26 protein-coding genes and 1 tRNA gene are annotated in these 25,355 nt (G+C 54.3%); 13 read left to right on the top strand and 14 right to left on the bottom strand.

What is annotated here, in order from left to right; genetic code table 11:
- Positions 1–67 precede the first annotated feature (67 nt).
- Positions 68–1,288, top strand: a complete 1,221-nt coding sequence (locus ABIT76_11020) for a DEAD/DEAH box helicase (protein ID MEO7933678.1) — start codon at positions 68–70, stop codon at positions 1,286–1,288.
- A 147-nt stretch (positions 1,289–1,435) separates the two neighbouring features.
- On the opposite strand, the gene ABIT76_11025 is transcribed toward ABIT76_11020, so the two are convergent.
- Both ABIT76_11025 and tadA read right to left on the bottom strand, forming a co-directional pair.
- Complete coding sequence (locus ABIT76_11025) at positions 1,436–2,248, bottom strand: DNA-formamidopyrimidine glycosylase family protein (protein MEO7933679.1); 813 nt, start codon at positions 2,246–2,248, stop codon at positions 1,436–1,438.
- Positions 2,232–2,747 carry a tRNA adenosine(34) deaminase TadA gene (tadA, locus tag ABIT76_11030; GenBank protein ID MEO7933680.1) on the bottom strand — a complete coding sequence of 172 codons (516 nt, stop codon included), beginning with the start codon at positions 2,745–2,747 and terminating at the stop codon, positions 2,232–2,234. Before tadA ends, ABIT76_11025 begins: the two co-directional genes overlap by 17 nt.
- Before the next feature lie 67 nt (positions 2,748–2,814).
- Between tadA and rpe the strand changes: the two genes are divergently transcribed.
- Both rpe and ABIT76_11040 read left to right on the top strand, forming a co-directional pair.
- Positions 2,815–3,468: a ribulose-phosphate 3-epimerase gene (gene rpe / locus ABIT76_11035; GenBank protein ID MEO7933681.1), complete on the top strand. Its 654-nt coding sequence runs from the start codon at positions 2,815–2,817 to the stop codon at positions 3,466–3,468.
- A complete protein-coding gene (locus ABIT76_11040) occupies positions 3,465–4,988 on the top strand; it encodes a mechanosensitive ion channel family protein (protein MEO7933682.1) in 1,524 nt (507 codons plus the stop codon). The genes rpe and ABIT76_11040 overlap by 4 nt, the downstream gene beginning before the upstream one ends.
- Here the strand turns inward: ABIT76_11040 and rpiB are convergent.
- Positions 4,985–5,419 carry a ribose 5-phosphate isomerase B gene (rpiB, locus tag ABIT76_11045; protein MEO7933683.1) on the bottom strand — a complete coding sequence of 145 codons (435 nt, stop codon included), beginning with the start codon at positions 5,417–5,419 and terminating at the stop codon, positions 4,985–4,987. The two genes, ABIT76_11040 and rpiB, sit on opposite strands and share 4 nt — an antisense overlap.
- A gap of 76 nt (positions 5,420–5,495) precedes the next feature.
- On the opposite strand from rpiB, the gene ABIT76_11050 reads away from it, so the two are divergent.
- From ABIT76_11050 to ABIT76_11080, 7 genes are all read left to right on the top strand, one after another.
- A tRNA-Arg gene (locus tag ABIT76_11050) sits at positions 5,496–5,569 on the top strand.
- 79 nt (positions 5,570–5,648) lie between these two features.
- Positions 5,649–5,963, top strand: coding sequence for a 50S ribosomal protein L21 (gene rplU, locus ABIT76_11055; GenBank protein MEO7933684.1), 315 nt, complete (start codon positions 5,649–5,651; stop codon positions 5,961–5,963).
- Positions 5,964–5,987: 24 nt separating this feature from the next.
- Positions 5,988–6,254: a 50S ribosomal protein L27 gene (gene rpmA, locus ABIT76_11060; protein MEO7933685.1), complete on the top strand. Its 267-nt coding sequence runs from the start codon at positions 5,988–5,990 to the stop codon at positions 6,252–6,254.
- A gap of 121 nt (positions 6,255–6,375) precedes the next feature.
- Positions 6,376–7,692, top strand: coding sequence for an NCS2 family permease (locus ABIT76_11065; GenBank protein ID MEO7933686.1), 1,317 nt, complete (start codon positions 6,376–6,378; stop codon positions 7,690–7,692).
- Between the two features lie 59 nt (positions 7,693–7,751).
- Positions 7,752–8,921 carry a cysteine desulfurase NifS gene (nifS, locus tag ABIT76_11070; protein ID MEO7933687.1) on the top strand — a complete coding sequence of 390 codons (1,170 nt, stop codon included), beginning with the start codon at positions 7,752–7,754 and terminating at the stop codon, positions 8,919–8,921.
- Positions 8,922–8,988: 67 nt separating this feature from the next.
- On the top strand, positions 8,989–10,167 hold the full coding sequence (locus tag ABIT76_11075; protein ID MEO7933688.1) for a glycosyltransferase family 4 protein: 1,179 nt from the start codon (positions 8,989–8,991) through the stop codon (positions 10,165–10,167).
- 35 nt (positions 10,168–10,202) lie between these two features.
- Positions 10,203–10,940 (top strand): PAS domain-containing protein, encoded by a 738-nt coding sequence (locus ABIT76_11080; protein MEO7933689.1) that lies wholly within the window; start codon positions 10,203–10,205, stop codon positions 10,938–10,940.
- A gap of 5 nt (positions 10,941–10,945) precedes the next feature.
- Here the strand turns inward: ABIT76_11080 and ABIT76_11085 are convergent, their stop codons facing one another.
- Complete coding sequence (locus tag ABIT76_11085; protein MEO7933690.1) at positions 10,946–11,170, bottom strand: hypothetical protein; 225 nt, start codon at positions 11,168–11,170, stop codon at positions 10,946–10,948.
- Between ABIT76_11085 and ABIT76_11090 the strand changes: the two genes are divergently transcribed.
- Both ABIT76_11090 and ABIT76_11095 read left to right on the top strand, forming a co-directional pair.
- Positions 11,087–11,938, top strand: a complete 852-nt coding sequence (locus ABIT76_11090) for a glycosyltransferase family 4 protein (GenBank protein MEO7933691.1) — start codon at positions 11,087–11,089, stop codon at positions 11,936–11,938. The genes ABIT76_11085 and ABIT76_11090 overlap by 84 nt on opposite strands.
- Before the next feature lie 21 nt (positions 11,939–11,959).
- The gene (locus ABIT76_11095) at positions 11,960–13,543 is read left to right on the top strand and encodes a hypothetical protein (GenBank protein ID MEO7933692.1); all 1,584 of its coding nucleotides are present in this window, start codon (positions 11,960–11,962) and stop codon (positions 13,541–13,543) included.
- A 4-nt stretch (positions 13,544–13,547) separates the two neighbouring features.
- Here the strand turns inward: ABIT76_11095 and ABIT76_11100 are convergent, their stop codons facing one another.
- From ABIT76_11100 to ABIT76_11130, 7 genes are all read right to left on the bottom strand, one after another.
- A complete protein-coding gene (locus ABIT76_11100) occupies positions 13,548–14,687 on the bottom strand; it encodes a glycosyltransferase family 4 protein (GenBank protein MEO7933693.1) in 1,140 nt (379 codons plus the stop codon).
- On the bottom strand, positions 14,688–15,338 hold the full coding sequence (locus ABIT76_11105) for a class I SAM-dependent methyltransferase (GenBank protein MEO7933694.1): 651 nt from the start codon (positions 15,336–15,338) through the stop codon (positions 14,688–14,690).
- Between the two features lie 190 nt (positions 15,339–15,528).
- Complete coding sequence (locus ABIT76_11110; GenBank protein ID MEO7933695.1) at positions 15,529–16,506, bottom strand: glycosyltransferase family 4 protein; 978 nt, start codon at positions 16,504–16,506, stop codon at positions 15,529–15,531.
- A gap of 173 nt (positions 16,507–16,679) precedes the next feature.
- A complete protein-coding gene (locus ABIT76_11115; GenBank protein MEO7933696.1) occupies positions 16,680–17,507 on the bottom strand; it encodes a glycosyltransferase family 2 protein in 828 nt (275 codons plus the stop codon).
- A gap of 62 nt (positions 17,508–17,569) precedes the next feature.
- On the bottom strand, positions 17,570–18,742 hold the full coding sequence (locus ABIT76_11120) for an acyltransferase (protein ID MEO7933697.1): 1,173 nt from the start codon (positions 18,740–18,742) through the stop codon (positions 17,570–17,572).
- Positions 18,739–19,665, bottom strand: coding sequence for a beta-1,6-N-acetylglucosaminyltransferase (locus tag ABIT76_11125; protein MEO7933698.1), 927 nt, complete (start codon positions 19,663–19,665; stop codon positions 18,739–18,741). Before ABIT76_11125 ends, ABIT76_11120 begins: the two co-directional genes overlap by 4 nt.
- Positions 19,662–20,414: a glycosyltransferase family 2 protein gene (locus ABIT76_11130; GenBank protein ID MEO7933699.1), complete on the bottom strand. Its 753-nt coding sequence runs from the start codon at positions 20,412–20,414 to the stop codon at positions 19,662–19,664. The genes ABIT76_11125 and ABIT76_11130 overlap by 4 nt, the downstream gene beginning before the upstream one ends.
- 148 nt (positions 20,415–20,562) lie before the next feature.
- Between ABIT76_11130 and ABIT76_11135 the strand changes: the two genes are divergently transcribed.
- On the top strand, positions 20,563–22,182 hold the full coding sequence (locus tag ABIT76_11135) for a hypothetical protein (protein ID MEO7933700.1): 1,620 nt from the start codon (positions 20,563–20,565) through the stop codon (positions 22,180–22,182).
- A 28-nt stretch (positions 22,183–22,210) separates the two neighbouring features.
- Here ABIT76_11135 and ABIT76_11140 read toward each other — a convergent pair whose 3' ends face one another.
- From ABIT76_11140 to ABIT76_11150, 3 genes are read right to left on the bottom strand one after another with little or no spacing between them, the layout of a single operon-like run.
- The gene (locus ABIT76_11140) at positions 22,211–22,969 is read right to left on the bottom strand and encodes a DUF268 domain-containing protein (GenBank protein MEO7933701.1); all 759 of its coding nucleotides are present in this window, start codon (positions 22,967–22,969) and stop codon (positions 22,211–22,213) included.
- 47 nt (positions 22,970–23,016) lie between these two features.
- Positions 23,017–23,742: an FkbM family methyltransferase gene (locus ABIT76_11145; GenBank protein MEO7933702.1), complete on the bottom strand. Its 726-nt coding sequence runs from the start codon at positions 23,740–23,742 to the stop codon at positions 23,017–23,019.
- Positions 23,739–25,016, bottom strand: coding sequence for an ABC transporter ATP-binding protein (locus tag ABIT76_11150; protein MEO7933703.1), 1,278 nt, complete (start codon positions 25,014–25,016; stop codon positions 23,739–23,741). The genes ABIT76_11145 and ABIT76_11150 overlap by 4 nt, the downstream gene beginning before the upstream one ends.
- Positions 25,017–25,355 lie beyond the last annotated feature (339 nt).

Here is a 25,355-nt window from a genome sequence, read left to right on the forward strand (position 1 = left end):
ACCCGGGTTCCATTGGAATCCAACCCATCGGAGACCGCTTCTTGTCTTCAAGAACCGTCTCCACACTATGAGTTTTTCAGATCTGGGCCTTTCCGAGGCCGTCGTCCACGGCGTTCAATCCATGGGGTATGTCGATCCGACTCCCATCCAACTGCGTGCCATTCCCGTTGTTCTGCAAGGCCGCGACCTCATCGGGTCCGCCCAGACTGGCACTGGCAAAACCGCCGCGTTTGCCCTGCCCATTTTAACCAAACTCGCCTCACACCAGCGGGCGCCGCGTTGCCTCGTGCTGGAGCCGACTCGCGAGCTTGCGCTTCAAGTCGAGACCGCGTTTCGCGATTACGCCCGCTTCTCCGAACTGCGTGTGACCTCCATCTACGGCGGCGTCGGTTACGGCAAACAACGCGAGGACCTCACCGCTGGCGTCGATACGCTCATCGCCACCCCCGGACGCCTGCTCGATCACATCCAGCAGGGCAGCATCGACCTTTCCAGCATCGAGATTCTCGTCCTCGACGAGGTCGATCGGATGCTCGACATGGGCTTCCTGCCCGACGTGCGGAAAATCATCGAGCACTGTCCGAAACAGCGACAGACATTGTTCTTTTCCGCCACCCTGCCGCCCGAGATCGAGCGCCTCACCACTTGGGTGCTGAAAGACCCCGAAGTCATCGAAATCGGCGTCCGCCAGTCTGTAGCCGACACCATTTCGCATGCGTTTTATCCCGTCGCATCGGATCAAAAATACGACCTACTCTCCGCGCTCCTCGCCAAGACGAACTACGACAGCGTCCTCATTTTTTCGCGCACCAAACACGGCGCTGATTCGATTGCAAGTCGATTGAAAGCCGAGAAACATTCCGTCGCGGTGCTCCATGCGAATCGCACTCAAAACGAACGCATTGAGGCGCTTGAGGGTTTCAAATCCGGCAAATACGAAGTCATGGTCGCCACCGACATCGCCGCGCGCGGCATCGACATCGCAGGCGTCAGCCACGTGGTGAACTACGACATTCCGCAACACCCCGAGGACTACGTGCACCGCATCGGACGCACCGGCCGCGCCGAGCGGGTGGGCGACGCGTTCACTTTGGTTTGCGCTGAGGAAGTCAGCGCCATGCAAGACATCGAGCGGTTCATTGGCAAGAAAGTCGCCCGACTCAAGCTCGAGGGTTTTCCCTACCTTTACACCGCGCTTTTCGACGAAGCTCGCAACAGCAGCCGCACCGCCGTCAAAGGCGTGCGCACAGGCAAAGGCATGTCCTTCGGACGCCACGGCAAACGTTAAAAACCGCAGCGCGGTTCGGGACATGAGGCGTTTACGCGGTCCGGGAAAGGCGCAAATACCTGCCGAAGTGGTTGGAACGTCTGCCGAAGTGGCCGGAACGTCTGCCGAAGCCCTTGGAATGCCTGCCGAAGGGTCCGTTTTTTCTGTCTACGCGGTTGGTGGCTGGCAAATCGGGCACCAGCGGGTGGTGCGGCCGCCGACGGTGGCGGTCGAGAGCGGCGTGCCGTGTTTTGGGCAGATGCCTTTAGCGGTCCAGCGTTGGTGAAACAGCCAGTCGGCAGGCGGGTCGCCGGGTTCGTTGCCTTCGGCGTCGCCGATGGTTTTGAGGGAGACTTTGATGACTTGCCGGATCTCGCGGTGCAACTTTTCAATCGAGTTAGAGTCGAGTCCACCGGAGCGGCGGTCGGGCGGCAAACCGGCGCGCCAGAGAATTTCGTCGGCCATCCAATTGCCGATGCCGGGGAAAAATTCCTGCATCAGGAGCACGGCCTTGAGCGGAGCCTTGCCGCGACGCTCCAAGATTTTGCCCAGCTTGATAACACTGAAACTCCGATGAGAAAGTTCCTCGGGCAGCTCGCTCCACCACTGGGGATCGGCGGTGCCCGGAGAAAAACGGACGCGTCCGAAGAGTCGGAAGTCGCGGAAAACCAGCGCACGTTTCTTCTGGTAGAGCACGAGGTGATCGTGCTTTTCCGGGGTGAAATCGGACTCTGCTGAAAAAAGTTCGCCCGTCATTCCGAGGTGAATTCCCAGCGTCGCGGTGGAGAAACGAAACAACATTTGCTTCGCACTCCGCTCGGAACTGAGCAGCGTCGCGCCAGTCAGCGCGTCTTTGATTTCAGTCTCAGTCGAACCTCGAAAAATGCGTTTCGCGCCGTGCAGATGGACGCGGAGGATTTTGTCGCCGATGCCGGGCGACCAGCGTTTGCGAAACCATTCGACTTCAGCGAGTTCGGGCATCGGCGCGGGATGTTTTGGAGGCGTTGCGTTTTTCGAGGAAGAAATCCTGCAAGAGTGACCGGCATTCATCCTGGCGCACGCCGCTCGTGATCTCGCAACGGTGGTTGAGCTGGGGCATTTGCAGGAGGTTAAGGAGACCGCCCGCCGCACCGCCTTTGGCATCGCCGCAGCCGAAAATCACCCGACGGAGTCGGGCGTGAACCAGCGCGCCGGCGCACATCGGGCAGGGTTCTTTCGTCACATAAAGATCGCAGTCGGCCAGCCGCCAATCGTCGAGCACGCTCTCGGCCTGGGTGATCGCCAGCATTTCGGCGTGAGCCGTGGCGTCTTTCAAGGTCTCGACCTGATTCGACGCACGGGCGATGATTTTTCCCTCGCGAACGACCACCGCGCCGATGGGCACTTCGTCGGCCTCGCCCGCCCGATGCGCCTGGCGGAGGGCTTCGCCCATGAAATAGAGGTCGCTCGCGAGGTCGATGATGGGCTCGGGGTCATTCACAGCGGGAAAATAGGACGGACTTTTTCAGATTGCGACTCCAGATCGTGTGCAGTTGAATGGAACTCGCATGAAACCCGTTCTCATCGCCCCGAGCATCTTGGCTTCCAACTTTGGGAAACTGGCCGAGGAAGTGCGCAGCGCGGAGGCGGCCGGAGCCGACTGGTTGCATCTCGATGTGATGGACGGCCATTTCGTGGATAACATTTCGTTTGGACCCGCCTTTGTGCAGGCTGCGCACACGGCGGCGACGGTGCCGGTGGATGTGCATCTGATGATTTCGCGGCCCGATCATTATCTGACTCGATTCACCGGCATCGCGAAAAATATCTCGGTGCATGTTGAGGCGGAGCACGATGTTAGTCAGACGCTCGCTGCGATCCGCAAGGCAGGTTGCACGGCGGGACTGGCAATTAGTCCACCGACGCAGATTGAAATGGTGCGACCATTTTTGGCGGAGATCGATTTGCTCCTCGTGATGACAGTGAATCCCGGCTACGGCGGGCAGCCGTTCATCCCGGAAATGCTGGCCAAAGTGGAGCAACTCGCCGCGTGGCGGGCGGAGTTGGGGTTGGATTTCCACATCGAAGTGGATGGCGGCATCAATGCGAGCACGAGTCGAATGTGCCGCGAGTCGGGTGCGAATGTGATGGTGGCCGGCAGTTCGGTTTTTGGCGCGGCGGACCGCACGGCAGCCGTGGCGGAATTACGCAAACCGTTATGAATTTCCTCGCCGTCACCGGGGATGCATGGAAGCCAGGCAACGGCGTGGCGTCGGTGCTGGCGGGAGTGCTGATTTATCTGCTGGTGCATCTCATCGGGCAGATTCTGAAAAAACGCACTGGAGTGCGGCTCGGCCTGACCTATGAAATCTTTGCCGCCACGCTCGCCATCATCGCCGGGTCGCTGGTTTACGAACCGGGTCATGCGATTTCAGTCGGATTAAAGTCGATTGCACAGCTCACCGGAGCGTTTGTCATCACGGCCATCGTGAACCGCTACTTCTGGGAGATTTATTTCATCCGGAGCGGGAAACCGGCGGCGCCAAAATTTTTCAGCCAGGTCTTCTCCTTGATCGTCATCGTAGCGGCGCTGGTTCTAATCGTCACGGCCAATTTCCAAGAAGGGTCCAATCTTGTAAAAACTGTGCTCACCACAGGCGGCGTCCTCGCGCTGACCATCGGTCTCGCGCTCCAGGATTTGCTGGGGAACATCATAGCCGGGTTTGCGATTCATTTTGGCCAGCCGTTCAAGCTAGGCGACTGGCTCATCCTCGACAACACACACGTCGAAGTCATGGAGATCAACTGGCGCTCGACTCGTTGCCGGACCAACGACGACACCTATCTCGATGTGCCGAACGCGAGCATCACCAAGCAGACGGTGATGAACCTTTATTACCCCGACCGCGTCCACGCGATTCGCGTCTATGTGTCTTTGGAATACGACACGCCGCCGAACCTGGCGAAAGATTGCCTGCTGCGCGCGGCGCTGGGTGCGCAAGGCGTAATGGCGACGCCGAAACCGGTGATTTACCTGAAGGAATTTGCCGACTCGAGCATCAATTATGAGATCAAGGCGTTCATCATGGATCACTCGAAATACCCTGTGATCATGGACGCAATCAGGACAAACATCTGGTATGAATTGAAGCGGAAAAAACTAACGATTCCATTTCCTCAGCGTGTGTTGCAGGTGAATCGTCCGGTGAAGGCGGCACCCGAGAATTTCTCGAATGAAGTGATCGAGGTCTTGAGAAAGCAGGACTCGTTTTCGTTCCTGACTCCGGTGCAACTCCGCCGCCTGACTGAGGGCTGCCAGGCGATATTTTATGGACGGAATGAGAAAATCATCCAGCAAGGCGAGCCGGGCGAATCGATGTTCGTCATTCTTTCCGGGAGTGTGAGCGTGCTGGTGGAATGCGACGCTGTGAGCACTGAAGTCGCGGTGATGAAAGAGGGCGCGTGCTTCGGCGAAATGTCGTTGCTGACCGGGGAAAAACGCAGCGCGACGGTCATTGCCGTGGAGGATTCGCTGGTCGTCGAGCTCTGCAAGGAAAGCATGTCGCGGCTTTTGAAAGAGAACGTCCGCGTCGTGGAAAAGCTCGGAGAACTTCTGGCCAACCGGAAATTAACCAACGAAACCCAACTCGCCGCAACGAAGGGCAAAGGCGGCCGGGTGGCGACCGCGCGCAGCCTGAAGGCGTCGTTCCTGAGTCAGCTCAAGGCGTTTTTTGACCTCTAGGCCAACTCGTCGATCTGCCGAATGCGGTCGATGTGGCGACCTCCCTCAAATGGCGTTGTCAGAAAAATCCGCACAATCTCCAGGGCGAGTTCCAGTGATATCATGCGTTCGCCGAGTGAGAGAACATTGGCGTCGTTGTGTCGGCGGGTGAGCACGGCGCTCTCGGTGTTCCAGCAGAGCCCGCAACGAATGCCCCGCGTGCGATTCGCCGTGATCGCCTCGCCATTTCCCGAGCCGCCAAGCACGATGCCGCGCTCGTAGTCGCCTGCGGCCACTGCCTCAGCGACTGGACGGATGAATTTCGGGTAATCCACTGGCTCGGTCGAAAACGTCCCGAAATTTTTCACCTCGTGCCCGTCCGCCTCCAGCATGGCGATGATCGCCTTCTTGTAGTGAAACCCGGCGTGGTCCGATCCGATGGCGATTTTCATGGGAGTTAAAGGGTAATGGCAGGAACTTCTGATTGCCGATTTTTTCAAGACTGCTACATAACTCCGTAGCAAACAAGCGTTCGTAGCTCAACTGGATAGAGCGCCGCCCTCCGAAGGCGGAGGTTGTGGGTTCGACCCCCGCCGAACGCAGTTTCCGCAAAATTCCCGCTTGCAGGCTGCGGACACGTGTGGCAGTCTTGCGGCCCGTTTGAAAACACGGGTTTATTTCATGGCTTACGCAATCATCAAAACTGGCGGCAAACAATACCGCGTGACTCCCGGGCAATATTTCGACATCGAGAAGTTGGACGTTGCCGTGGGCGAAAAAACCACTTTTTCCGAAGTCCTCTTCCATTCCGATGGAAGCAAGCTGACCTACGGCTCCCCGAGCATCGCCGGCGCGACCGTCGTGGCCGAAATCCTCGACCAGCACAAGGATAAAAAAGTGATTGCCTACAAATACAAACGCCGTAAAGGTTACCACCGCACTGTGGGACATCGCCGGAAATTGACCCGGGTCAAAATCGAATCCATCTCCCTGTAACTCAGCTCATTTTTTTAAAACGTCATGGCACATAAAAAAGGACAAGGCAGCGTTAAGAACGGCCGCGACAGCGTCAGCAAGCGTCTCGGCGTCAAAAAATTTGGCAGTGAATCCGTCGTGGCGGGCAACATCATCCTGCGCCAGCGTGGCACCAAGTTTCATCCCGGCAAAAACGTCGGGTTGGGACGTGATTACACGATTTTTGCGCTCACCGATGGTGTGGTTCGTTTCGACCGCGATGGTCGTCGTGTAAACGTCGATCCAGTGCTGGAAACCGTTTCCTCCAACTAAGAGACAGACAATTCCCTCCCGCAGCAAAACCGCGCTCCAAATCATATGGGGCGCGGTTTTGTATTTTCTGGGGTAATTGCGGTGTTTTCTGGTAGTCAGTAGCGACCGACTTGAAAACGCCATGCTAGAGCAATTTTTTCAGCTCCAGAAAAACGGCACCACCATCCGCCGCGAAGTGATGGCTGGTCTCACGACCTTCGCCGCGATGGCCTACATTCTCGCGGTGAATCCCTCGATTTTGTCCGTCACCGGAATGGATCGGGGCGCACTCATCACCGCGACAGCACTCGCCTCGGCCATCATGACGCTCGCGATGGCGCTGCTCACCAACTACCCGCTGGCTCTCGCCCCGGGCATGGGTCTGAATGCGTTCTTCGCCTTCACCGTCTGCGGAGCGATGAAAATCCCCTGGCAGGCCGCGCTCGGCATGGTCTTCTGGGGCGGAGTTGTGTTTCTCCTGCTCTCGATCACCGGCATTCGCCAAAAACTGGTGGACGCCATTCCGATGGAACTCAAACTCGCCATCACCTGCGGCATCGGGTTGTTCATCGCCTTCATCGGCTTGAGAAATGGCGGCATCATCGTGGGCCATCCGGCAACGCTCGTCGGCTTGGGAAATTTCCATCAGCCCAGTCCATGGCTTGTGCTCGGCGGACTGATTTTCACCGCCGCCTTGGTCGCGAAAAAAGTCCGAGGTGCCGTCGTCTTGGGAATTCTCGCCGTAACTATCGCGTGCCTTTTTGCTGGCATCACGGCGCATCCATCTTCCTTGGTCGCCTGGCCCGCATCGCTCGCGCCGACTTTTCTCAAACTCGACCTCTCGTTTCTCTGGACGCATTCGGCAGTCGCCATTCCCATTGTCCTGAGTTTTCTCTTCGTCGATCTTTTCGACAACATGGGGACTTTGATCGGTGTCTGCAACCGGGCCGGTTTGCTCGATCGGAATGGAAGTCTGCCCAAAATCGGCCGCGCCTTCACCGCCGATGCAAGTGCCGCGATGATCGGTTCCTGCCTCGGGACTTCCACAGTGACGACTTACATCGAGTCCGCCGCCGGCGTCGAGGAAGGCGCGCGCACCGGTTTCTCGAGCGTCATCGTGGCGCTCTGTTTTTTGCTCGCGCTCTTGTTGCATCCGCTCATCGCCATCATTCCAGCCGTAGCCACCGCGCCAGCCTTGATCATCGTGGGAATTTTCATGATGCAAGGCGTCCTCGACATCGATCTGAGGGATTTTAGCAAAGCCGTTCCAGCCGTCATCACCATGATCGCCATGCCGCTGACCTTCAGCATCAGCGAAGGCATCGCGCTCGGCTTCCTCGTTTATGCCGGTCTGAAACTCTGCCTCGGTCGGGCGAGGGAGGTGACTCCGCTGGCGTGGATCTTGGCGGCTTTGTTTCTGGCCCATTTCATTTATCAAGGCGTGGACGCGGCGACATGACTCGCACGGTCGGCTTTCGGGTTGCGCAGGCGGCGAGTTGAACGTTTATTGGCACCCTCGTGAGCATCCAACCGAAAGACATCATTTACCTCGATAATAACGGAACGACCGCCGTCGATCCTGCCGTGGTCGCCGAAATGATGCCTTATCTGACCGATTTTTATGGCAATCCGAGCAGCGCCTACAGCTTCGGCACCCAGGTGAAGGAAGCCATCGAAGTCGCCCGTGCCAAGGTTGCCACGCTGCTCGGCTGCGCTCCGCCGGAAATCATTTTCACCTCCTGCGGCACGGAATCGAACAACGCGGCCATCCAGTCCGCCCTGCTGATCGACCCGGATCGCCAGCACGTCGTCACGAGCGCCGTCGAGCACAGCGCCATCATCAAACACGGCGAAGCGCTGGCCCGTCGCGGCATTGAAGTCACGTGGCTGCCAGTCGATTCCAGCGGGCAAATTGATCTCGACGACTTGAGAAACGCCGTCCGCGACGACACTGCGATTGTGTCCCTCATGTGGGCCAACAACGAAACTGGCGTCCTCTTTCCCATCGAGGAAGCCGCCGCCCTCGCTCGTGCCAAAGGCGCTCTCTTCCATACCGACGCCGTGCAGGCCGTGGGAAAAATCCCCATCAAACTAGCCGACTCGAAGATTAATTTCCTCTCCGTCTCCGGCCACAAACTGCATTGCCCGAAAGGCGTCGGCGTTCTCTATGCCAACCGCAAATCCCGCTTTAACTCGTATCTGATCGGCGGCGGCCAGGAAAACGGCAAACGCGCCGGCACTGAAAACGTCCCCTACATCGTCGCCCTCGGCAAAGCCGCCGAACTCGCCGGAGCCGCCATGGCCGAGGAAAACATCGAGGTTAAAGCCCTGCGCGACCATTTCGAAAACACCCTGCTGGCCACCCTCGACGGCATCGAAGTCAACGGCGACCGCGAAAATCGTCTGCCCAATACGAGTAACATCGCAATCAGCGGAGTCGAATCCGAGGCCCTCCTCATCCTTCTGGACCAGCGCGGCATCTGCTGCTCCGGCGGCTCCGCCTGCACCACCGGCCAGCTTACCCCGTCACACGTCCTCATGGCCATGGGCTTCTCCGTCGATCGCGCCCGCTCCAGTGTCCGCTTCTCCTTTAGCCGCTACAACACCCGCGCCGAAGTCGATCGCGCATTAGAAATCGTCATTGCTGCCATCGAGAAACTGCGTTCTCTAACGGTTGTTCCTGCCTGATGTCGTTGGGTGGGCCAGCGGACGTCAGTTATAGCCCAGCCACCGGCGAGGCTTTCGAGACACGCTCATGAGCCGCGCCCGTATTCTTCAGGTCTTCAGTCGCTACGAGCATTACGGTGGCGAAGAGGCGAGCGTGACCCGGATCGGCGACATCATGCAGCGAGCGTATGATGTGGAGTATTTTCTGGGTTCCACTTCCGATCTCATGCGCCCTGGGGTGCTGAACAAGCTGCAACTGCCGCTGCGAATGCTCTACAACCAGGATGTAAAAAAACGGCTCCTGCATTATCAGAAGGCAGGCCGCTTCGACTACTGGCAGGTTCACAACGTCTTCCCCGGCATGTCGCCGGTGGTCTATTATCTGGCAGAAAACCTGGGCATCCCCGTGGTGCAATACCTCCACAACTACCGATTCTCCTGCTCCAACGGCTTTTTTCTCAATCACGGTCAGCCGTGTCAGCTCTGCATTAAAGGGAATTTTTTCCCCGCCTTTGAGACAGCTTGCTGGCGCAATAACGCGGTTTACAGCGGCGCGATGGGCTTTGTGCTAAGCACCGTCCGCTGGAAAGAATTATTTTCGAAAATCAACCGTTTCATCGCCATCAGTCATCGTCAGAAAGCCCTGCACATCGAGATGGGAGTCCCGGCGGAAAAAATTGATGTCATCTATCATTTTGCCGAGCCGGTCGAAGCTGCAGCCGGTGCCCAGGCAGGCGGTCATGCCTTGTTTATTGGTCGGCTTTCCGCGGAAAAAGGCGGCATGCACTTGCTTCGCGCCTGGCAGAAGATCCAGCACCACGAGCGCAAATTATTCATCGTTGGCGATGGCCCGGAAAAGCAACGGATGGAGGAGTTTTGCCAGCAAAACGCACTGAAAAATGTCGTCTTCACAGGATTTCTCAAAAGTACCGAGCAGCAGGAAATCTGGGACAACGCGGCTTTCACCCTAGTCCCCTCGATCTGGGAAGAGCCATTTGGACTGGTCGTTCTCGAATCATGGGCGCGGAAAATCCCAGTTATTGCTCACCGGATTGGTGCCTTGCCCGAACTTATTTCCGATGAGCAGGATGGGTTGCTCTGTAATCCTAATTCGCCCGAAAGCCTGGCCGCCTGTATGGACACATTTTTCTCCGACCACTGTATGACGCGCGACTGCGGTATGGCGGGCTATCGCAAGCTGCTCTCAGATTTCAATGCGAACAGATGGCTCGACGAGATCAAGGCCACTTACAGTCGGCTTCCATAAGCATGGCCACTCTTGTAACCTGCTCCCTCCCTCCGATGAAAATCCCCGATAATCTTCCCCAGCCGCTCATCTCCGTGCGCATGAGTCTCTTTGCCATCACCGCACTGGTGGTGATCCTGACCGCAGATAATCTGCTGCCCTATGTCACGATCACTCCCCCGCTTTCGCTCCTGATAATCGGATTTCTCGCTCTGAAAGTACGTCCGAAAATTCTCTTCGCTTGGGTGTTGCTCTACTCCAGCGCATCCATCGTCATGATCTATCAAGATCGCATCAACTGGACTCCCAACAGCTACGAAGTCCGTTTCGCCACGCGTTTGCTGGGCATTATTGCTGGTAACAGTGTTGCTCTCGGTCTGAGTATTTACCGGGCACGGCTGGAGGATAGCTACCTGCAAATTTTGAGTATTTTCCAAAAAATACCTTCGCCGTTGATCGTCTCCGACAATATTGGCAATGTCGTCACGGTTAATGAGGAGGCGGTGAGGCTTTGTGAGTTGGATGCGGAAAAGATGGTCGGCGATTCCTACTTCAAATACTTCGGCATTGGGCGATCCAAAGGAGAATCCATCCGAAAATACCTCGAACTGGTGCAAAATCCATCCAATGACACACAGAGGCTGGATATCTGGTTAGATGGGAAAAAAATATACCTGCAAGGTTCCTTGGTAATACTTCCCATCGCATCTCTCGGCGGTGAAAAATGGATTCTAACGACGTTATTCCCCGACGATGGAGTTTCCTCTTTATCCAACCAAAGTGGAACGCCATGAAGATTTTATTCGACCATCACTCGCCATTTTTCCTGGCGCATGGTGGGTTTCAAACCCAGATCGAACAGACGAAGCTGGCTCTGGAACAGATCGGACTCGAAGTCGAATACGTCCGCTGGTGGGATGATGCGCAGCGTGGGGACATCATCCATTATTTTGGTCGGCCAGATGAAGGCTACATCCGGTTTGCGCATCAGAAAGGAATGAAAGTCGTCGTGGCCGAGTTGCATTCTGGCCTCGGCTCGCGCTCGTCCCAAGCTAGGTGGGCCCAGAAGCTACTCAAGCAGACGTGTCAGAGACTCATGCCCGCAGCCTTTCTTTCCAAGCTCGCTTGGGAAGCCTATCGGGACGCGGATGCTTTCATTGCCCTAACGTCTTGGGAAGCTCGGCTCATGCAGGAAATGTTTGGAGCGAACCAAAAGAAAATCCATGTGATCCCGAATGGAGTGGAGGAAATGTTTTTTGAGACGATTTCGGAAGTCGAGAAGAAGAACTATCTTGTCTGCACGGCGACCATTACCCCGCGCAAACAAGTGCTGGAACTCGCCGAGGCGGCCACTGCTGCGGGAACTTCTCTATGGATTATTGGAGAGCCTTATTCTCCCACGGATCCGTACTACCTGAAATTTCTTGGAGTCGTCCAGCAGTCGCAGGGTTTGATTCGATACGAGGGCGGCATTTCAGACCGCACCAAGCTGGCGCGGATTTACCGTGAAGCTACGGGTTTTGTGCTCCTGAGCACGATGGAAAGCTTAAGCCTTTCTGCATTGGAGGCAGCGGCCTGCGGTTGTCCTCTGTTATTAAGCGATCTTCCCTGGGCGCGAAGTGCCTTTGGTGATTCGGCCAGTTATGCTCCCATCTCGGATCCGGTTTCGATCATCAAAAAGCTGAAAGCACTTCTCTCTGGCAAAATCAAGCACGCCCATTGCGCCCCGAAGACCTGGGTTGAAGTCGCGCGTCAACTGGATGCAGTATACCGCTTGTGTTCCCCTCGCTAATCAGTGTTCATGCCGCTTGATATGCCTGACGAGATCGAAAATGTGAACTTGAGAAAAAAGGGAACCGTCCTTGCTCTGTTAGGTTTTGGCTTATGGTTGACCATCATCTTGCTAACGCCTCCGAGGATTCCTAGTGGAGACCTAATTTGCTTCAAGGACCCGGGGATAAATTTTGCTCGTGGCGAAGGACTGGTTGAACGATTGAGTCCGGCGCATCACTCTCTCACTCCTCAGTTTTATTCCAATTATCCACCGCTGGCACCGTATCTCTACGGCTTCTATGTGAAAGTGGCCGGAGTCAGCGCAAAGGCGGATGAGGTTTTTGACTTCCTAACTTCCTCGCTGGCGGGACTGATGTTTTGGTTTTATATCGCTCCCAGGTTCTGTAGCAAACGCGATTCCATTGCCTGTCTGTGTTTGCTGGGACTGCTTCTTCTCCTGCTTCCGATTGGCCCTTTTTGGACTCAGCGGGAGCGTCCCGACTCCCTCAGCTTTGCTGTGATGTTGGGCAGCCTGATGATTTTTCGCGGTCCTCTGAGTGAGAAAAGAATCTTCCTCACCATGCTCGTCGCCGGAGTGAATGGCTTGATCTCGCCTTTTGGCTTCGTGATGAATTGCGGGGTCATTATGGCCATGGTCATGGTTAAGACCTTGCCCAAATACCAGGCGAAAGAAATATCTATCTCGCGTATTCTGCGGCTGGCTGCGGCAGCGGTCGCAGGTGTGGTGATTCCGTTGGTAGGTTTGTTTGTCATTCAGTGGCTGAATGATCCGAGCGCCATTAGTCGTTTCGCCACCAATGCTTCTGGCAAATCCACCAATGGCACAGCCGGTGCCGGATATTTTGCTGCCCTGCTAAAAGGCGACTTTCATCATTATCTCAGCGCCTTCAAACGTTATAACAGCATTCGTTATCAATGGATGATGTGCCATCTGGTCTTTGTCGCTTTGCTGGCGCTCGTCTATTTTCTCCGTCGCCGGAAATCGGGAGCGACAGACCTTCGTTGGCTGTGTGTTTTGGCGATAGCCTGCGCGGCTTTTTTTCCACCGCTCATCTTTCCCTACCAGCCCTGCTACACCTCGTTTACCGCAGCGATCATAGCCATCTTATTCGTAGGCCTTGTTTTTGAGACCGAACGCCGGCTGCCCATTTCAGCTATCACGACCGTGTTAATCGGCACGTTATTCCTAAGCCTGGTGGCCTTGCCATTCACACTGAGAGAATTTGCCATTGGTTACGCGGTGCAGCCGACATCGCTGCGGATCAATCAATTCATCAGTCAGCTTCGCAAAGAGACAGGCGACTCTCCTCTGACTGTCGCCAGCACTGCGGCGTCGTATTTCGATTTCAAACGGACCGGCTTCATAGTAACAGATATGTCGTCAGTGCTGACGGACGAGCATGTCTCGCAGATCGACCTCTTTGCCTTTACTTCCAATGCCACACCATTTCATGCGCCTCCTGACATTCCGGCTTGGATCTACGAAAAGAACTTTGAACTTATCCATGCTCAGGAAATTGATTCTCCCGTGAAGATCGGCCATCTGCCGGTTTACAACCGTCGATCTAGTTGGGACGTGGTTGTTTATCGGAGACGAAAATAAGTTCTCACCTTCTCGCCAGCACGTCCCGGTAAATCTCCAGATGGTGCGACGCAATGATCTTTGGATGAAAAGAAGTTAGCGCTTTCTTTCTGGCAGTGACTCCGATTTCCTGTCCCAAGGCGCGGTCGTCTAAAAATTGATTCACGATCGTGCGCATAGAATCCAGATTGGTCGGGTCGCAGAGAAAACCTGTCTGCCGGTCCGTGATGAGCTCGGGAATACCACCGACTTCCGATGCAATCACCGGTAACCCTGACGCCATCGCCTCCAGAACGACCATGGGGCAATTGTCCTCCAGTGAAGCAAGCACCAGCAACTGCGCCTGGCTAAGATAGAGTTTCAATCTTTCCCGGTCTGCGAAACCCCCGTAAGTACACCAAGGGCGTTCTGCGAGTAAGTGATCGAACCTTTTCGCATATGGGTCGTTTGAGTCTTTTGACCCCAAGAAAACCAGCCGCTGCTTCCGCATTTCCGAAACGCCATCCATCGCCTCGATGAACGCATTCTGATTTTTTCGTGGAGAAATATTTCCCACATAGAGCATCGTGGGACTGGGTTGCTCCTGGGGGCGAATGTCGAAGAACGACGCATCGACCGCGTTGGGAACCAACCAAGTCCGCCGAGCTAAAGATGTGACATTTTTGCGGGTATAATCTGTGATGCAGACTACACCATCTGTGCGTTGCAAAGAAAAGCGCTCCAGTTTGGCCGCCAGCCAGTAGAATGAAAGTGGACGCGCGTTTTGCATGCCGGCGATTACCTGCATATTTCCGTGAATGGTGAGCACATTGGGATATCCGGAGAGCACCGCACTGATCGCGCAATCGCGCTCGGTTCCCTGTCCATGAACGATGTCAGGTTGAATCTGTTTCAGTGTATTCCGAATAGCACGGATGCAACCTTGGTATCCTGTCCGCAGCCAGCCACTCTTTGGCACATGCAAGCCATGGAACCAGATATTTGGCGCGATTTTCTCGGGAGATTGCACCGGCTTTTGCAGGCAGGAAACCACATGCACCTCGACCTCGGGCAGCATAGCGAAACCTTGCAACAAGGCTTCGGGGGCCGTCCCGAAGTAGGGCGCGCTTCGCTCATACTCCCCGAAATGCTCGCGACTGTCCGTCGTCAGCAGAGCGATTTTCATCTAGGCGAGCTTGCGAAAAACCCGATTGTGCCCCACCTGCAAAATCTCCTCAAACTCCTTGGGCTCGATTTCAGAAGCGACTTGGGATGGGCCGGGATGACCGCCGGTCGCGAAAGCCGGCGGAAGATAAGAGGTCGACAAGCCGGAGTCGTCCAAAACCAATATGCCGCCCGGCTGTAAAGCTCGCGAGCAGGCCAGCAAGTCCGCTAGGGCCACTTCGTAGTCGTGATTCCCATCGATGTAGATGCAATCCCAAGCCCCGTTCCCAATCGCTTCCAAGGCGGCCGGATCAGTGGAGTAAGCTTTTACCAAATTGGGCGGAGTTAGATTGAAATGGACGAAATTTGCGAGAGTGTCCGCTCTGTAATCCAAGTCCTTGCGGTATTGGCTAACGGCGTCGCCGGATGAGGTGAAAGGCGAAATTCCAGTCACCGAACCTTCTATGCCCAGCTTCCTTTGCAGCAATGCGGCTAGGCTGAGGGTTTGTCCTCGATAAACGCCGATCTCCAGAAAATGCCTCGGTCGAAATTCTCGGAATAGCATCCACCACATCACGTGGAAGGCCTCCTCGCCAAAGCCTCGCTGCTCGGCATTGAAATACCGCCGGTGCGCACGGATATCGTCCGGCAGGTGTTTGTAAAAAAAGGCCACACAAGTTTTATAAAACTGGGTGGGATTCCTCAAGCTCTCCCTCCAACGCTCCAGCGCCAGATCGCTTTCGGTGGCCGACGCTGAACTAAGGACGAGCCACTTGGAAATGCATGACTCTAAACGGCGGGGCAGGCTTCGGAGAAATCGATAGGCAGACATGGGCGAAACAGAAAATGGGGGCCAGTGAGAGTCAAATCAATGTCGAATACACCGCCAGCAGACGGTCGCCGTAATCCTGCCAGGTGTTTTGCAGGGCGCCACGGGCATGGGCAGCGTCGCTCATTCGTTGGTTGAGTTCGCGGTCACGCCAGATTTTTAGCATTGCATTGGCGATCTCCTCAGGATTTCTCCCGTTGACGATAAACCCTTCGATTCCGTTCTGAACCAGAGTCGATGCCCCGCCGGCATGAGTGCCGATGAGCGGGAGTCCAGAAGCCAACGCCTCAATCTGGGCACGGGCGATGCCTTCCTCTTGCGACGGAAAAACGAAGGCAGTGCTGCGTTGGAAAAGCTCCGCAATCTCGGGGTGCGACAGATGTTCGATATGAGTGAAAGTCCCATGCCACCGGGGTTTCTCGAGGCGAAAATCCGTTTTGTAGGCTCCCACACACACCAACTCGGCTTCCGGCAACTGGCGTTTTACAATCTCCCACGCGCGGAAGAGATACTGGTGCCCCTTGCGCAGGCAGATCGTGCCGACCGTCACAAAGAGCGGCTTCTCCGGGACTTGTGATCGTTTCTTGAAAATGCTCGTGTCCACACCCATGGGATTGACGAGAACCTTGTCCCCGGAGATCCCGTTGAGAAGCATCGATTCCTTGCAAAAATCCGATTGCACCAGAATCAAGTCCGCGCGCTCCAATTCCCGCGTCATCCGGGCAAACATCCAGGCCGGGATCGGCACACGCTCGCCGGGGCACCAGAGATCGCACTCTCTCTGCCAGAAACCATATTGCGTCACGGGATGACTGTTCGGGCAATCGACCACTTTTAGCATGCCATGTTTGTCCGCCATGTCGAAAGGCTCGGACGCATACCCCATGATCGACTGGACCACATTGGCCCGCGGCACCTTTTGCGCGAGAACCCAGTGTTTCCAAATAGGGAAAAATGCATAGAAGGCGTGTTCGATCCATATCTGCGGAGCCAGATGGTAGAAGGGCTTCATGGCTAGGTGAAAGGGCCAGCAGCGGCGAAAAAACTCCGGAGCGATCCCAGTTCGATTCTTATCGGACATCCAAAACGCAGCCAGAGCTTGGCGGTTTTGAAACGCTTTTGCGGTATTAGGCAGGTGCCATCCCTGACAGAGCCAGACTGATGGCGAAGCGGTTGACAGCATGCTCATTTACTTAGGTAGCCCGGATGGTTGTTTTGCTCGCCGCGGGAACCAAAAAATTGGCCTAGAATATGAGCACTGTAGCGGAGCCAGTTTCCATGGTCGATCTCGCCGCGCAGCCTGGGCAGGGTCTGGTTCTTGAGCGCGCCTCCAAGTTGATAAAGGCCCATTGGGCGATGGCTGGCGGAGCGGGGAGCGGCCTTGGCATCACCATAACCCTTGCGATACATGTAACGGAGAGAGGCTTGATTTTGATTGAGAGTGCAGGCTTCCGGTAGGAAGGCAAAATCATATCCGTGGTCGAGTGCGGTTAGAAGCCAGATCTTGTCCTCAGCAGTGCGAATATTTTCATCAAAACGGAGTGTCTCCCAAACCGCTTTTCGATAGAAAGCGTTGCCGTTCCCGCAGAGATGGATGATTTTTTGGAAGTTATCCTTGCTGTGGAAGCTGATCTTATTTTCTGCCTCAGACAGACCGCTCTTACCGGTGATGGTGGAAGGGCCGTAAATGACAGCCACATTCCCCGGCAAATGCGTTATTTCTGCCCGGTAAAGCTCTAGAAAATTCGGGTTTTGTGGAGTGGCGTGGGAACTGAGCACGAGCACCCAAGGATTTTTTGCCGCCTGGAAACCGAGGTTGAGGGATTTGCTGTAGTTGAAGGGGCTTGGGGCAGGGACGATTCTCGCGCCCGAGCCTTGGGCAATCTGCAAAGTGGCATCCGTGGAACCCGAATCAACGACAATGATTTCATCTCCAGGTGACAGAGCAAGCCGGGCCATGACCTTCGGAAGGGTCTTAGCAGAGTTGAAGGTGCGGATGAGGACTGAAATCAAATACGAGCACATAATCTACAGTTCCGGCTGCTTTCATTCGCATTCACATGGCCGGGGGTGAGTCATTTGGCATGATGTGATTTTACGCCGCGAATCCGATTTAGCAGAGGAAGAGAGAAGTTGTGATACACCAAAACGGAGAAACCAAAGGTCAAGGCCAGCGGAGTCACAGTTTTTAGGATATATACGGTAAATGAACCATGCGTCTGGCCAATTGTTTCCTGGAAAAGATGAACCACGGGCTGATGAAATAGATACCATTCATAGCTTACAATACCCACGAAACGAAGTGCGGGATGAGAGAGGATGCGAGTGGCAAGGCAGGTTGGGTCAAATACGAGAAAGAGCAAAAGGAATGCAGAGAATCCAGACATTAGGTGGAGTGTTTCAACACTCCACCGGGTTGGATGGGCGGGAATGTTGTAAGCATTAGTCCATAAGGCATACATACATAGATTCGTAATCACGAGAATCGCACCTGCATAGCCAAGTATGCTCAATGAGCGAAGCTCGTCTCGCAACGGAAAGACAGACATAAAGATGAACGAGAAGAGGATGCCCCAGCAGAAATAGTCCATTTGGCAGGGGAAGCGGACTATCGAGAATTGAATATTTAGCAAAGATGGTGCGTGGTCTGGCCAAGTGAGTTGCCGGACTATGAGTGGGATGGCTAAAAAAGCTAAAAAAAGCAGCACTGCAGAATGTCTCGCCGTTAATCGCCTTAAGAGAAAAAACAATACCGGCGTGAGAAGATAAAAATGCATCTCAACGACTAAGCTCCAGAAAGGAACCTGAAACCCAACGCCGTCACTTCGAATAAAATTAGGAAGGCCCAGAGCCCACTGGGCTGCCGATTTGATATAGGCAGTATCTGAAAAGCGAACGCAATAGTAAACCGTAAAAATAATCAGCGCGAGGAAATATGGAGGAAGTATCTTCCCCGCCCGGCGGGTTGCATAGCCCGGGATCCACCATAAATGAGGATTTCTGACTTTTTGCCGGAAAAAAGGATAGGAGATAAGGAAGCCAGATAGGACAAAAAAAATAGGAACTCCCATGACGCCGCCCCCGATCAACAAGCCGGCTGTTTGTGAAAGACGGCCTGCATCTGGATTGGTGTAAAAGGCGTGGAAAATAACGACCATTAAAATGGCAACACCCCTTATTCCGTCGAGAACAGCAAAGTGGTTTCCAGTGCTAGTGGGGGCTTCCCAGTTCCGGATGGATTCGCTCATGATCCCAAGACCTCATCAATCCTATCCAGAATGAAGGGATCGGCAGCAGGGGCAAATTTACGGGCAAAGTGAGCCGTTGTGGCCATCATCCGGGGCAGATCATTCGAGGTGAGAATCTTAGGACTGCTTCCGCCGTGGGTCCAATCAATATAACGCAAGTGATCCTGACTGAGCTTGAGTCCGGGCGCATTCGCCAAAACGGTGTGGAAGTAGGATTCCTCGGGGACCAGCACCTTCCGGTAGTGTGGCGCGAGCTTCGTGTCGGTATCGTAAAAACCTAGAATGGCTTGTGCTGATTTGCGGTTGGCACAGAACCAAGCCTCGCCTGCAAAGCAGCGAAGCGTGTCTGAGAAAGGAAGCTGTCCTGTAGTAAAAAATGGATGCTCCAGCCAGTATGCGCGACTCGTAAGCCTCAGGTGCCGACTAATCCATGGCACCCGTAATCTCCGGGAACAAAATAGCTTGTGGCAGTAGCGCAGCCAGTGTGGGCCTTTGTATCCCTCGGGATGGAATGGGTTGGATGGCGTGGGTGTCAGTTTGTCAACGGCAAGATGTTCTATATGGGCATCGTACGGGCTGGCAGCTAGATCTGACAGGATAGTTGCCGCGGGCTTAATGGGATAATCGGCCCCGCTGAGATAGATAAACCAGTCGGGTGTTTTCTCCCCGGAGTAGAGTAGCCGGAGGGCTTTGACCGCTGCCTCAATGCAACTGAAGTCGGCCCACCGGGTGTTCACATGGGGACGGACAACTTTGACGTTATCGGGAAGATTTTGAATGAATTCCTGACTCTTCCCAAAGTCGTGATGGCAGGCAATAGGCGGAAAATCGAACATCCGGTTCAGTGTGCGGATCAGGCGTTCCGTTTGGCTGAGAGGGCTATGTGGGTTTACTAACAGAACGAAACCTAGGGTGGGCATCATGGATGTTTAGAGTGGTTCTGCTGACGGGTAACAAGCTGCTCCCAACGATGCTGCCACTGCGAGCGGAGCCAATGCCCCACCGCGTAATGTAATCCGAAATGTTCTTGAATGAGACGCAGCCGGTTTTGGGCAAATGGTACATCCTGCACCCGGTCAGAAAGTCCGCCGCCCTCGTAATCGGCAATGACCTCGTCCCAGTAAACAGTCTGCACCTGGGGATTCCCTAAGCATTGAAGATTAAAAGCCCAATCGGCATACACTCGATACTTTAACTCGTAGGAGCCTAGCTTGGTGAACAGTTGTTTTTCGTAGAAGATACCTTGGTGGCAGATGTTGGACGTGCATAGACGGTGTTTGGAAAATGATCCGTCGCCCACACGATTCTCTGAGCGGTAACGGACATTCCCGTAGAGAAAACTTAGCTTGCCGGATGGCAAATGGGTAATGCGTTCTGCTGCCTTAGATAATATGCCCGGCTCTAAAAGATCGCCGGCCCCTAAAAAAAGCAAAAAATTACCCTTGGCCAATCCGATGCCTTTGTTCATGGCGTCATAAACCCCAGAATCGGGTTCAGAAATGCTGTGGAGGCGAGGATTATTCTGCGCACGCAGCCATTCGCGTGTTTCATCCGACGACCCGCCATCGATGACCCAATACTCAAATAGGCTGCTCATTTGGCTCATTACCGAGGCGGCCGACTGTACTAGTCCGTCATAAGCATTATAAGTGGGGGTTATGATGGAAAACATCGGCGGCATAAGACTAATAGAGATGTTACTATACAACGGCTTTCTGTGGACTCCGAAAATGGTGGTTGCATGAGATCTGTATTCTTAGATGATGCACTTTATTTCTTAGCATTGGCTGAATTCCCTTTATGAGAAAGAATTTCCAAATATGAAAATAACTACTCTGGAATCTCCTATTCTCCAGCCAGCACCCTTGGGTAGGTGTGGAATGTTTGTCAGTGCGCTATTCTGTGTTCTTGCCTTGGCATTTATTATTTTAACCCAGAGTCCCCATCTGAACAGGCCGCCTTTTGATGCGCATAACTTCCGTCAATCTCAAACATGGAGCACGGTCGAGCTTTACAATGAGACAGGGATTGATCTCTTGAATCCAAGAACAAACTATATAGGGGAGCCAGGCATATTTGTGCTGGAGTTCCCATTATATCAAGCTCTGGCAGCTATGTTAATGAAAGGCTTTGGTCACACCATCGCTGTGGCAAGAGTTTTTAATTTATTAGTCACCCTCGCCAGTGCTGGGATCGTTTTTTTGATGGGACGCCGCATTATGGGAATGCCTTCCGGTCTGCTGGCCGCCCTACTTTACCTGAGTGCCCCTCTCAATTTGACTTACATGTCGTCCGTGCTGATCGATCCGCTGGCAAATCTTGCCGCCTTGGGTGCGTTTTACATGGCGGCGCAGCTTCTCGCCGAAATCCCCCCAAAAACTGTCTGGATTTCACTTTGTTTTTGTTTTTTTGCCATAGTCACTGCCTTGATCAAGGCCCTGTATCTTTTTCCGGTGATTTGTCTGATCTCATTGGCAATCGGTACAGGGGGGCGGGAACAACGAAAGTCGGCGTTGCTGCTTCTAGTATGGCTGGTTCCCTCAGGCATTAGTTTCTTATTATGGAGTCATCATGCAAGCCAGGTTAACAACGCCTCTTTTTTTACAGAGGGGGTTAATCCTCTAGGTCTTCTCGGGTGGGATAAGTTGTTTACTGTCGGGTGGATTGTAGCGATGGCAAAACGCTTCGTTTCGGCCTGTGCGGGACCTCTGGCAGCTCTTCTGATATTGTCTGGATTGCTGTATGCGGCATACGAAGCTTTTCGCACGCACCAAAGAGGAAATTTTTTGGTGGTACTATTCTTCACGTGTGGCGTCGTCATCGGATATTGGCTGGTATTTCCAAATATTAACTATCCGCACGAATATTATAGTTTAATCACAACCCCCTTTTTAGCCTTGGCGGCAGCGGCGGTCATTACGCGGCTGACGGTCAAGTGCCAAACCGTTTTTGCAAGGGCTCCGTTAGCAATTCTGCTTTTTATAGGCATGGGACTAGTGACTAGTGGGACCAATGTATTATTCTTTCTCAAGAGAAACGCCACTCTTCCGATATCTTCCAATCCAAATTTGCTAACTCTGCAGTCGCTCGCAGGGAATGCGTTCCAGCACGGGGACTATGCAATGGTCTTCGTTCAGACAGAACGCAGTCCTGGCGGAGGCAACATGGGAAGCTCACCCGCAGCCATGACAGCTCTTGGCGTGCTTGGGACCTCGACGATTGTGGACGACGCTGCAAATGCGCTCGAGCGGTGGCGTGCTTTTCGTCCTCATTACCACCATCTCCACTACGTAGTTTTTTTCGGAATGCCTCCCGTGCAACAGATCGTCCAAGAATTTTCAGTTCCTGTCTTTACCAACGAGACTGAGAAAATATATGGCTTCGCAGTGCCCAACTTTGAAAGTTCAAAGTCAGAAATAGTCAAGCAGCCAGATATTTGAACCAGCGGCCTAAAGATTTCGGAACTGCCTAATTTTGGTGGAGTCTTCTAAGGTGATAGCAGCCAGTTCCGAAGCCGGGTTGAAGTGTTTCGGTGAAATCATTGCCGAAGATATATCGGCGCTCCACAATCTCAAAGGGTGCAAAAAGTTTCTCCAAGTAAGGTTCGCAAAACGCTCGATGCGCATTGAAGTAGATCCGATTTACGTCATCCACCGGCACCGAAATGTAGAGGTCTCCACCGGGTTCGACGATCCGCTTTAACTCCTCCACCGCCTTGACAGTTCCTTCAGGATCGAGCGGATCGCCGTAACGCCCGAGCCCAATGTGTTCGACCACGCAAAGGCTGGAAACAGACGGAACGCTGGCGTCGGCAAAAGGCAGATCGACAATCGTGCCTTCCTTAAAGGCAAGGCTGGCGAGTGTCACCGGCAAAGGCCGCAGATCGACCATCGTCGTGGGTACGACCTTGGAAAGAAGGGAGACAAACTTGTGATGCGATCCCACGTCGATGTGAGAAGCGGGTTGGGCCTTGAAGATTTTCTCAAATGCCCAGGCGTCTTGGAAGTAATAGCTGGGATCAACCGGGGTGGTGTCGGTTGCATCGTCCAGACAGGGATAAAAATATTTTTCCTGCGGGCGGTCTTCCGCCGGAGAAAGAGCGCAGTACGCCTCATACTGCTGCCAGAATTGTGCCCGTGCCCGGAATCGGCGAAAATGCGCTCGAAAGCCGAAGCGCGGGGGCCAGCAGGCAAATCGCAGCCGGGAAAGGGAGTGATGAAGGCTCATGGAAACGGACTGCTAAAGTAAGCTGAGAAGCGGGGTTAGGAAATACTTTACGGCACCGCATCGACCTGCACGGCGATGGATGGACGGGCGTTCCAGACATTGTTATCGACAAAAATAGTGTTCAGATAGGTGTCGGCGAAAATCCGATAGTTCTTCGAGATCATGAAGTCGATGATCGGCGCAATTTTGCGTTCGATGGTGTTTTCCAGCGTCTCGATACAAAACGCGGTGGGGCGACATTTTTCAAAATTGAAACTTTGCAGGATTATCAAATCCCAGCCTTCGGTATCGAGAGAAACGAGATGAAGAACCCCGGGGAGATGATGCTCGATCACGTCGTTGACGTTTGCGACGGGAATTTGCAGGCACTGCGTGTTCACCCTTCCATTGGCGATTTGCTCATCCCGAATTTCGGGTGAGAACGTGTTCATTGTCGCATTGTCGAAAACATAAAATTCCAGACTTGTGTCCTCGCCTGTGGCGACGCCAATGTTGAGGCAGACATCTCTGGGCCTTTTTTGCTGAATACGCTGATGTAGAGTGGGATCGGGCTCCACGCAGACGCCTCTCGCACCTTGTTTGTAAAAGAGATAGGTATTGCTTAGGTAGGTGGGATGATGCGCCCCGATGTCCAAGTAAGTCGGATGAGGCACTCCCAACAAATCAAACAAAAATCGCAGAACGCGATCCTCGCCGGCTTGCGCGTAGCTTTCTTGCGTGTGCTCAAATTTGATGGCCGAAGCCAACCTTTTGAGGAGTCGTATGCCTTTCATATCGTCCAAGGAAGAATGGGAGCGAGCAGGCCCGGTCTTTTGGCTGTCCACAGTGGAGAGGAACTGAGCCCACCCTGAATGTTGAGGCTGATGGCGGGGCTGTTGCCGGGCGGGAACAGCCATTCGCGGTGGTGCAGGCCACCGATCAGTTCGATCCGGTAAATGCCTTCATTGAGGAAGTGAGACGGCATGCGTGTTTTCAAAATATTCTCTCCTTTAGAAAGGGAAGGCCAATTTTCGGAGTCGGTGTCTGTTTGATAGGACCAAAAAAGAAGCTCGCCACTCTCCGCATAAATGGCGCAGCCGATCGTGAGGGAGGGATCGGGGTTTTCAACACGTGCTTTAAGATAAATCCAAATCTCCGACTCGTTGGATACAGGCATGGTCAGTAGATCGCCGTTCCTGTTTCCCAAATAGAATTCCTCAGGTGAGAAGTAAGGATTGCTAGTGGAGGTGTTTGCCGGCTTCCAACTCGCCACACCCTTCGTTTCTGCGTCAGTTCCGCCAAATAGATAATTTTGGGTGACTTCGCGAATATCCCGGCTGTCGGCCTTGATGCGGCCGGAGTCGAGTTGGATCACTCTACTGCAGAGTTGCTCGATAGCATTGATCTGGTGGCTGACGAATAACACCGTTCGCCCAGACGACGTTACCTGGCCCATTTTTCCGAGGCATCTTTTCTGGAAGGCGGCGTCGCCCACGGCGAGGACTTCATCGACGATCAAAATCTCCGGCTCGAGGTGGGCGGCCACGGCAAAGGCGAGTCGCATATACATGCCCGAGCTGTAGCGCTTCACCGGGGTGTCGAGAAATTTTTCGACCTCGGCAAAGGCGACGATCTCGTCAAATTTGGAGCGCACTTCCATGCGACTCATGCCGAGGATGGAGCCGTTTAGGTAAATGTTTTCGCGCCCGGTCAACTCCTGGTGAAACCCGGTGCCGACTTCCAATAAACTGGCGACGCGCCCGTGGAGATCGATGCTGCCGGTGCTGGGTTCCGTGATTCGGCTAAGGAGTTTGAGCAAGGTAGATTTGCCCGCTCCGTTGCGGCCAATGATGCCCACTGCCTCGCCTTGTTTGATGTCAAAGGAGACCTCTTTGAGAGCCCAGAATTCTTCCCGTATGGCCGGGGCAATGCTGTCCTTGTCATGAAAAAGCGACGTGAGTTTTCCAGCCAGCGCCTCCCGCACCGTCTTGTAGCGGTGAGTCTCGCGCTGATGTCGGATCAGATACTTCTTGCCGAGTTCTTTGACGCTGATGGCGATGTCAGACATGGTGAAGCAGAGCGAAACTTGAATCGCGGGCATCCAAGAAAGAAGTAAAGCGGAAAAAGCCGCGAAGGAATGCCGACCTGCTATGCACAAGCGTTTCGATCCATGATCCCGATGCCACACATGGACCATCGGGGGAAGTCGTGTGTCCGTTGAGAGAAGGGCGTCTGCCCGTTGGGGGAAAGCGGCGAGCCCGTTGGGGGAAGTCAGTTGCCCGTTGGGGGAAGTCAGTTGCCCGTTGGGGGAAGTCGGTTGCCCGTTGGGGGAAGTCGGTTGCCCGTTGGGGGAAGTCGGTTGCCCGTTGGGGGAAGTCGGTTGCCCGTTGGGGGAAGTCGGTTGCCC

It is taken from the genome of Chthoniobacterales bacterium, assembly GCA_039930045.1.
In the GTDB taxonomy this organism is placed as follows: Bacteria; Verrucomicrobiota; Verrucomicrobiia; order Chthoniobacterales; family DASVRZ01; genus DASVRZ01.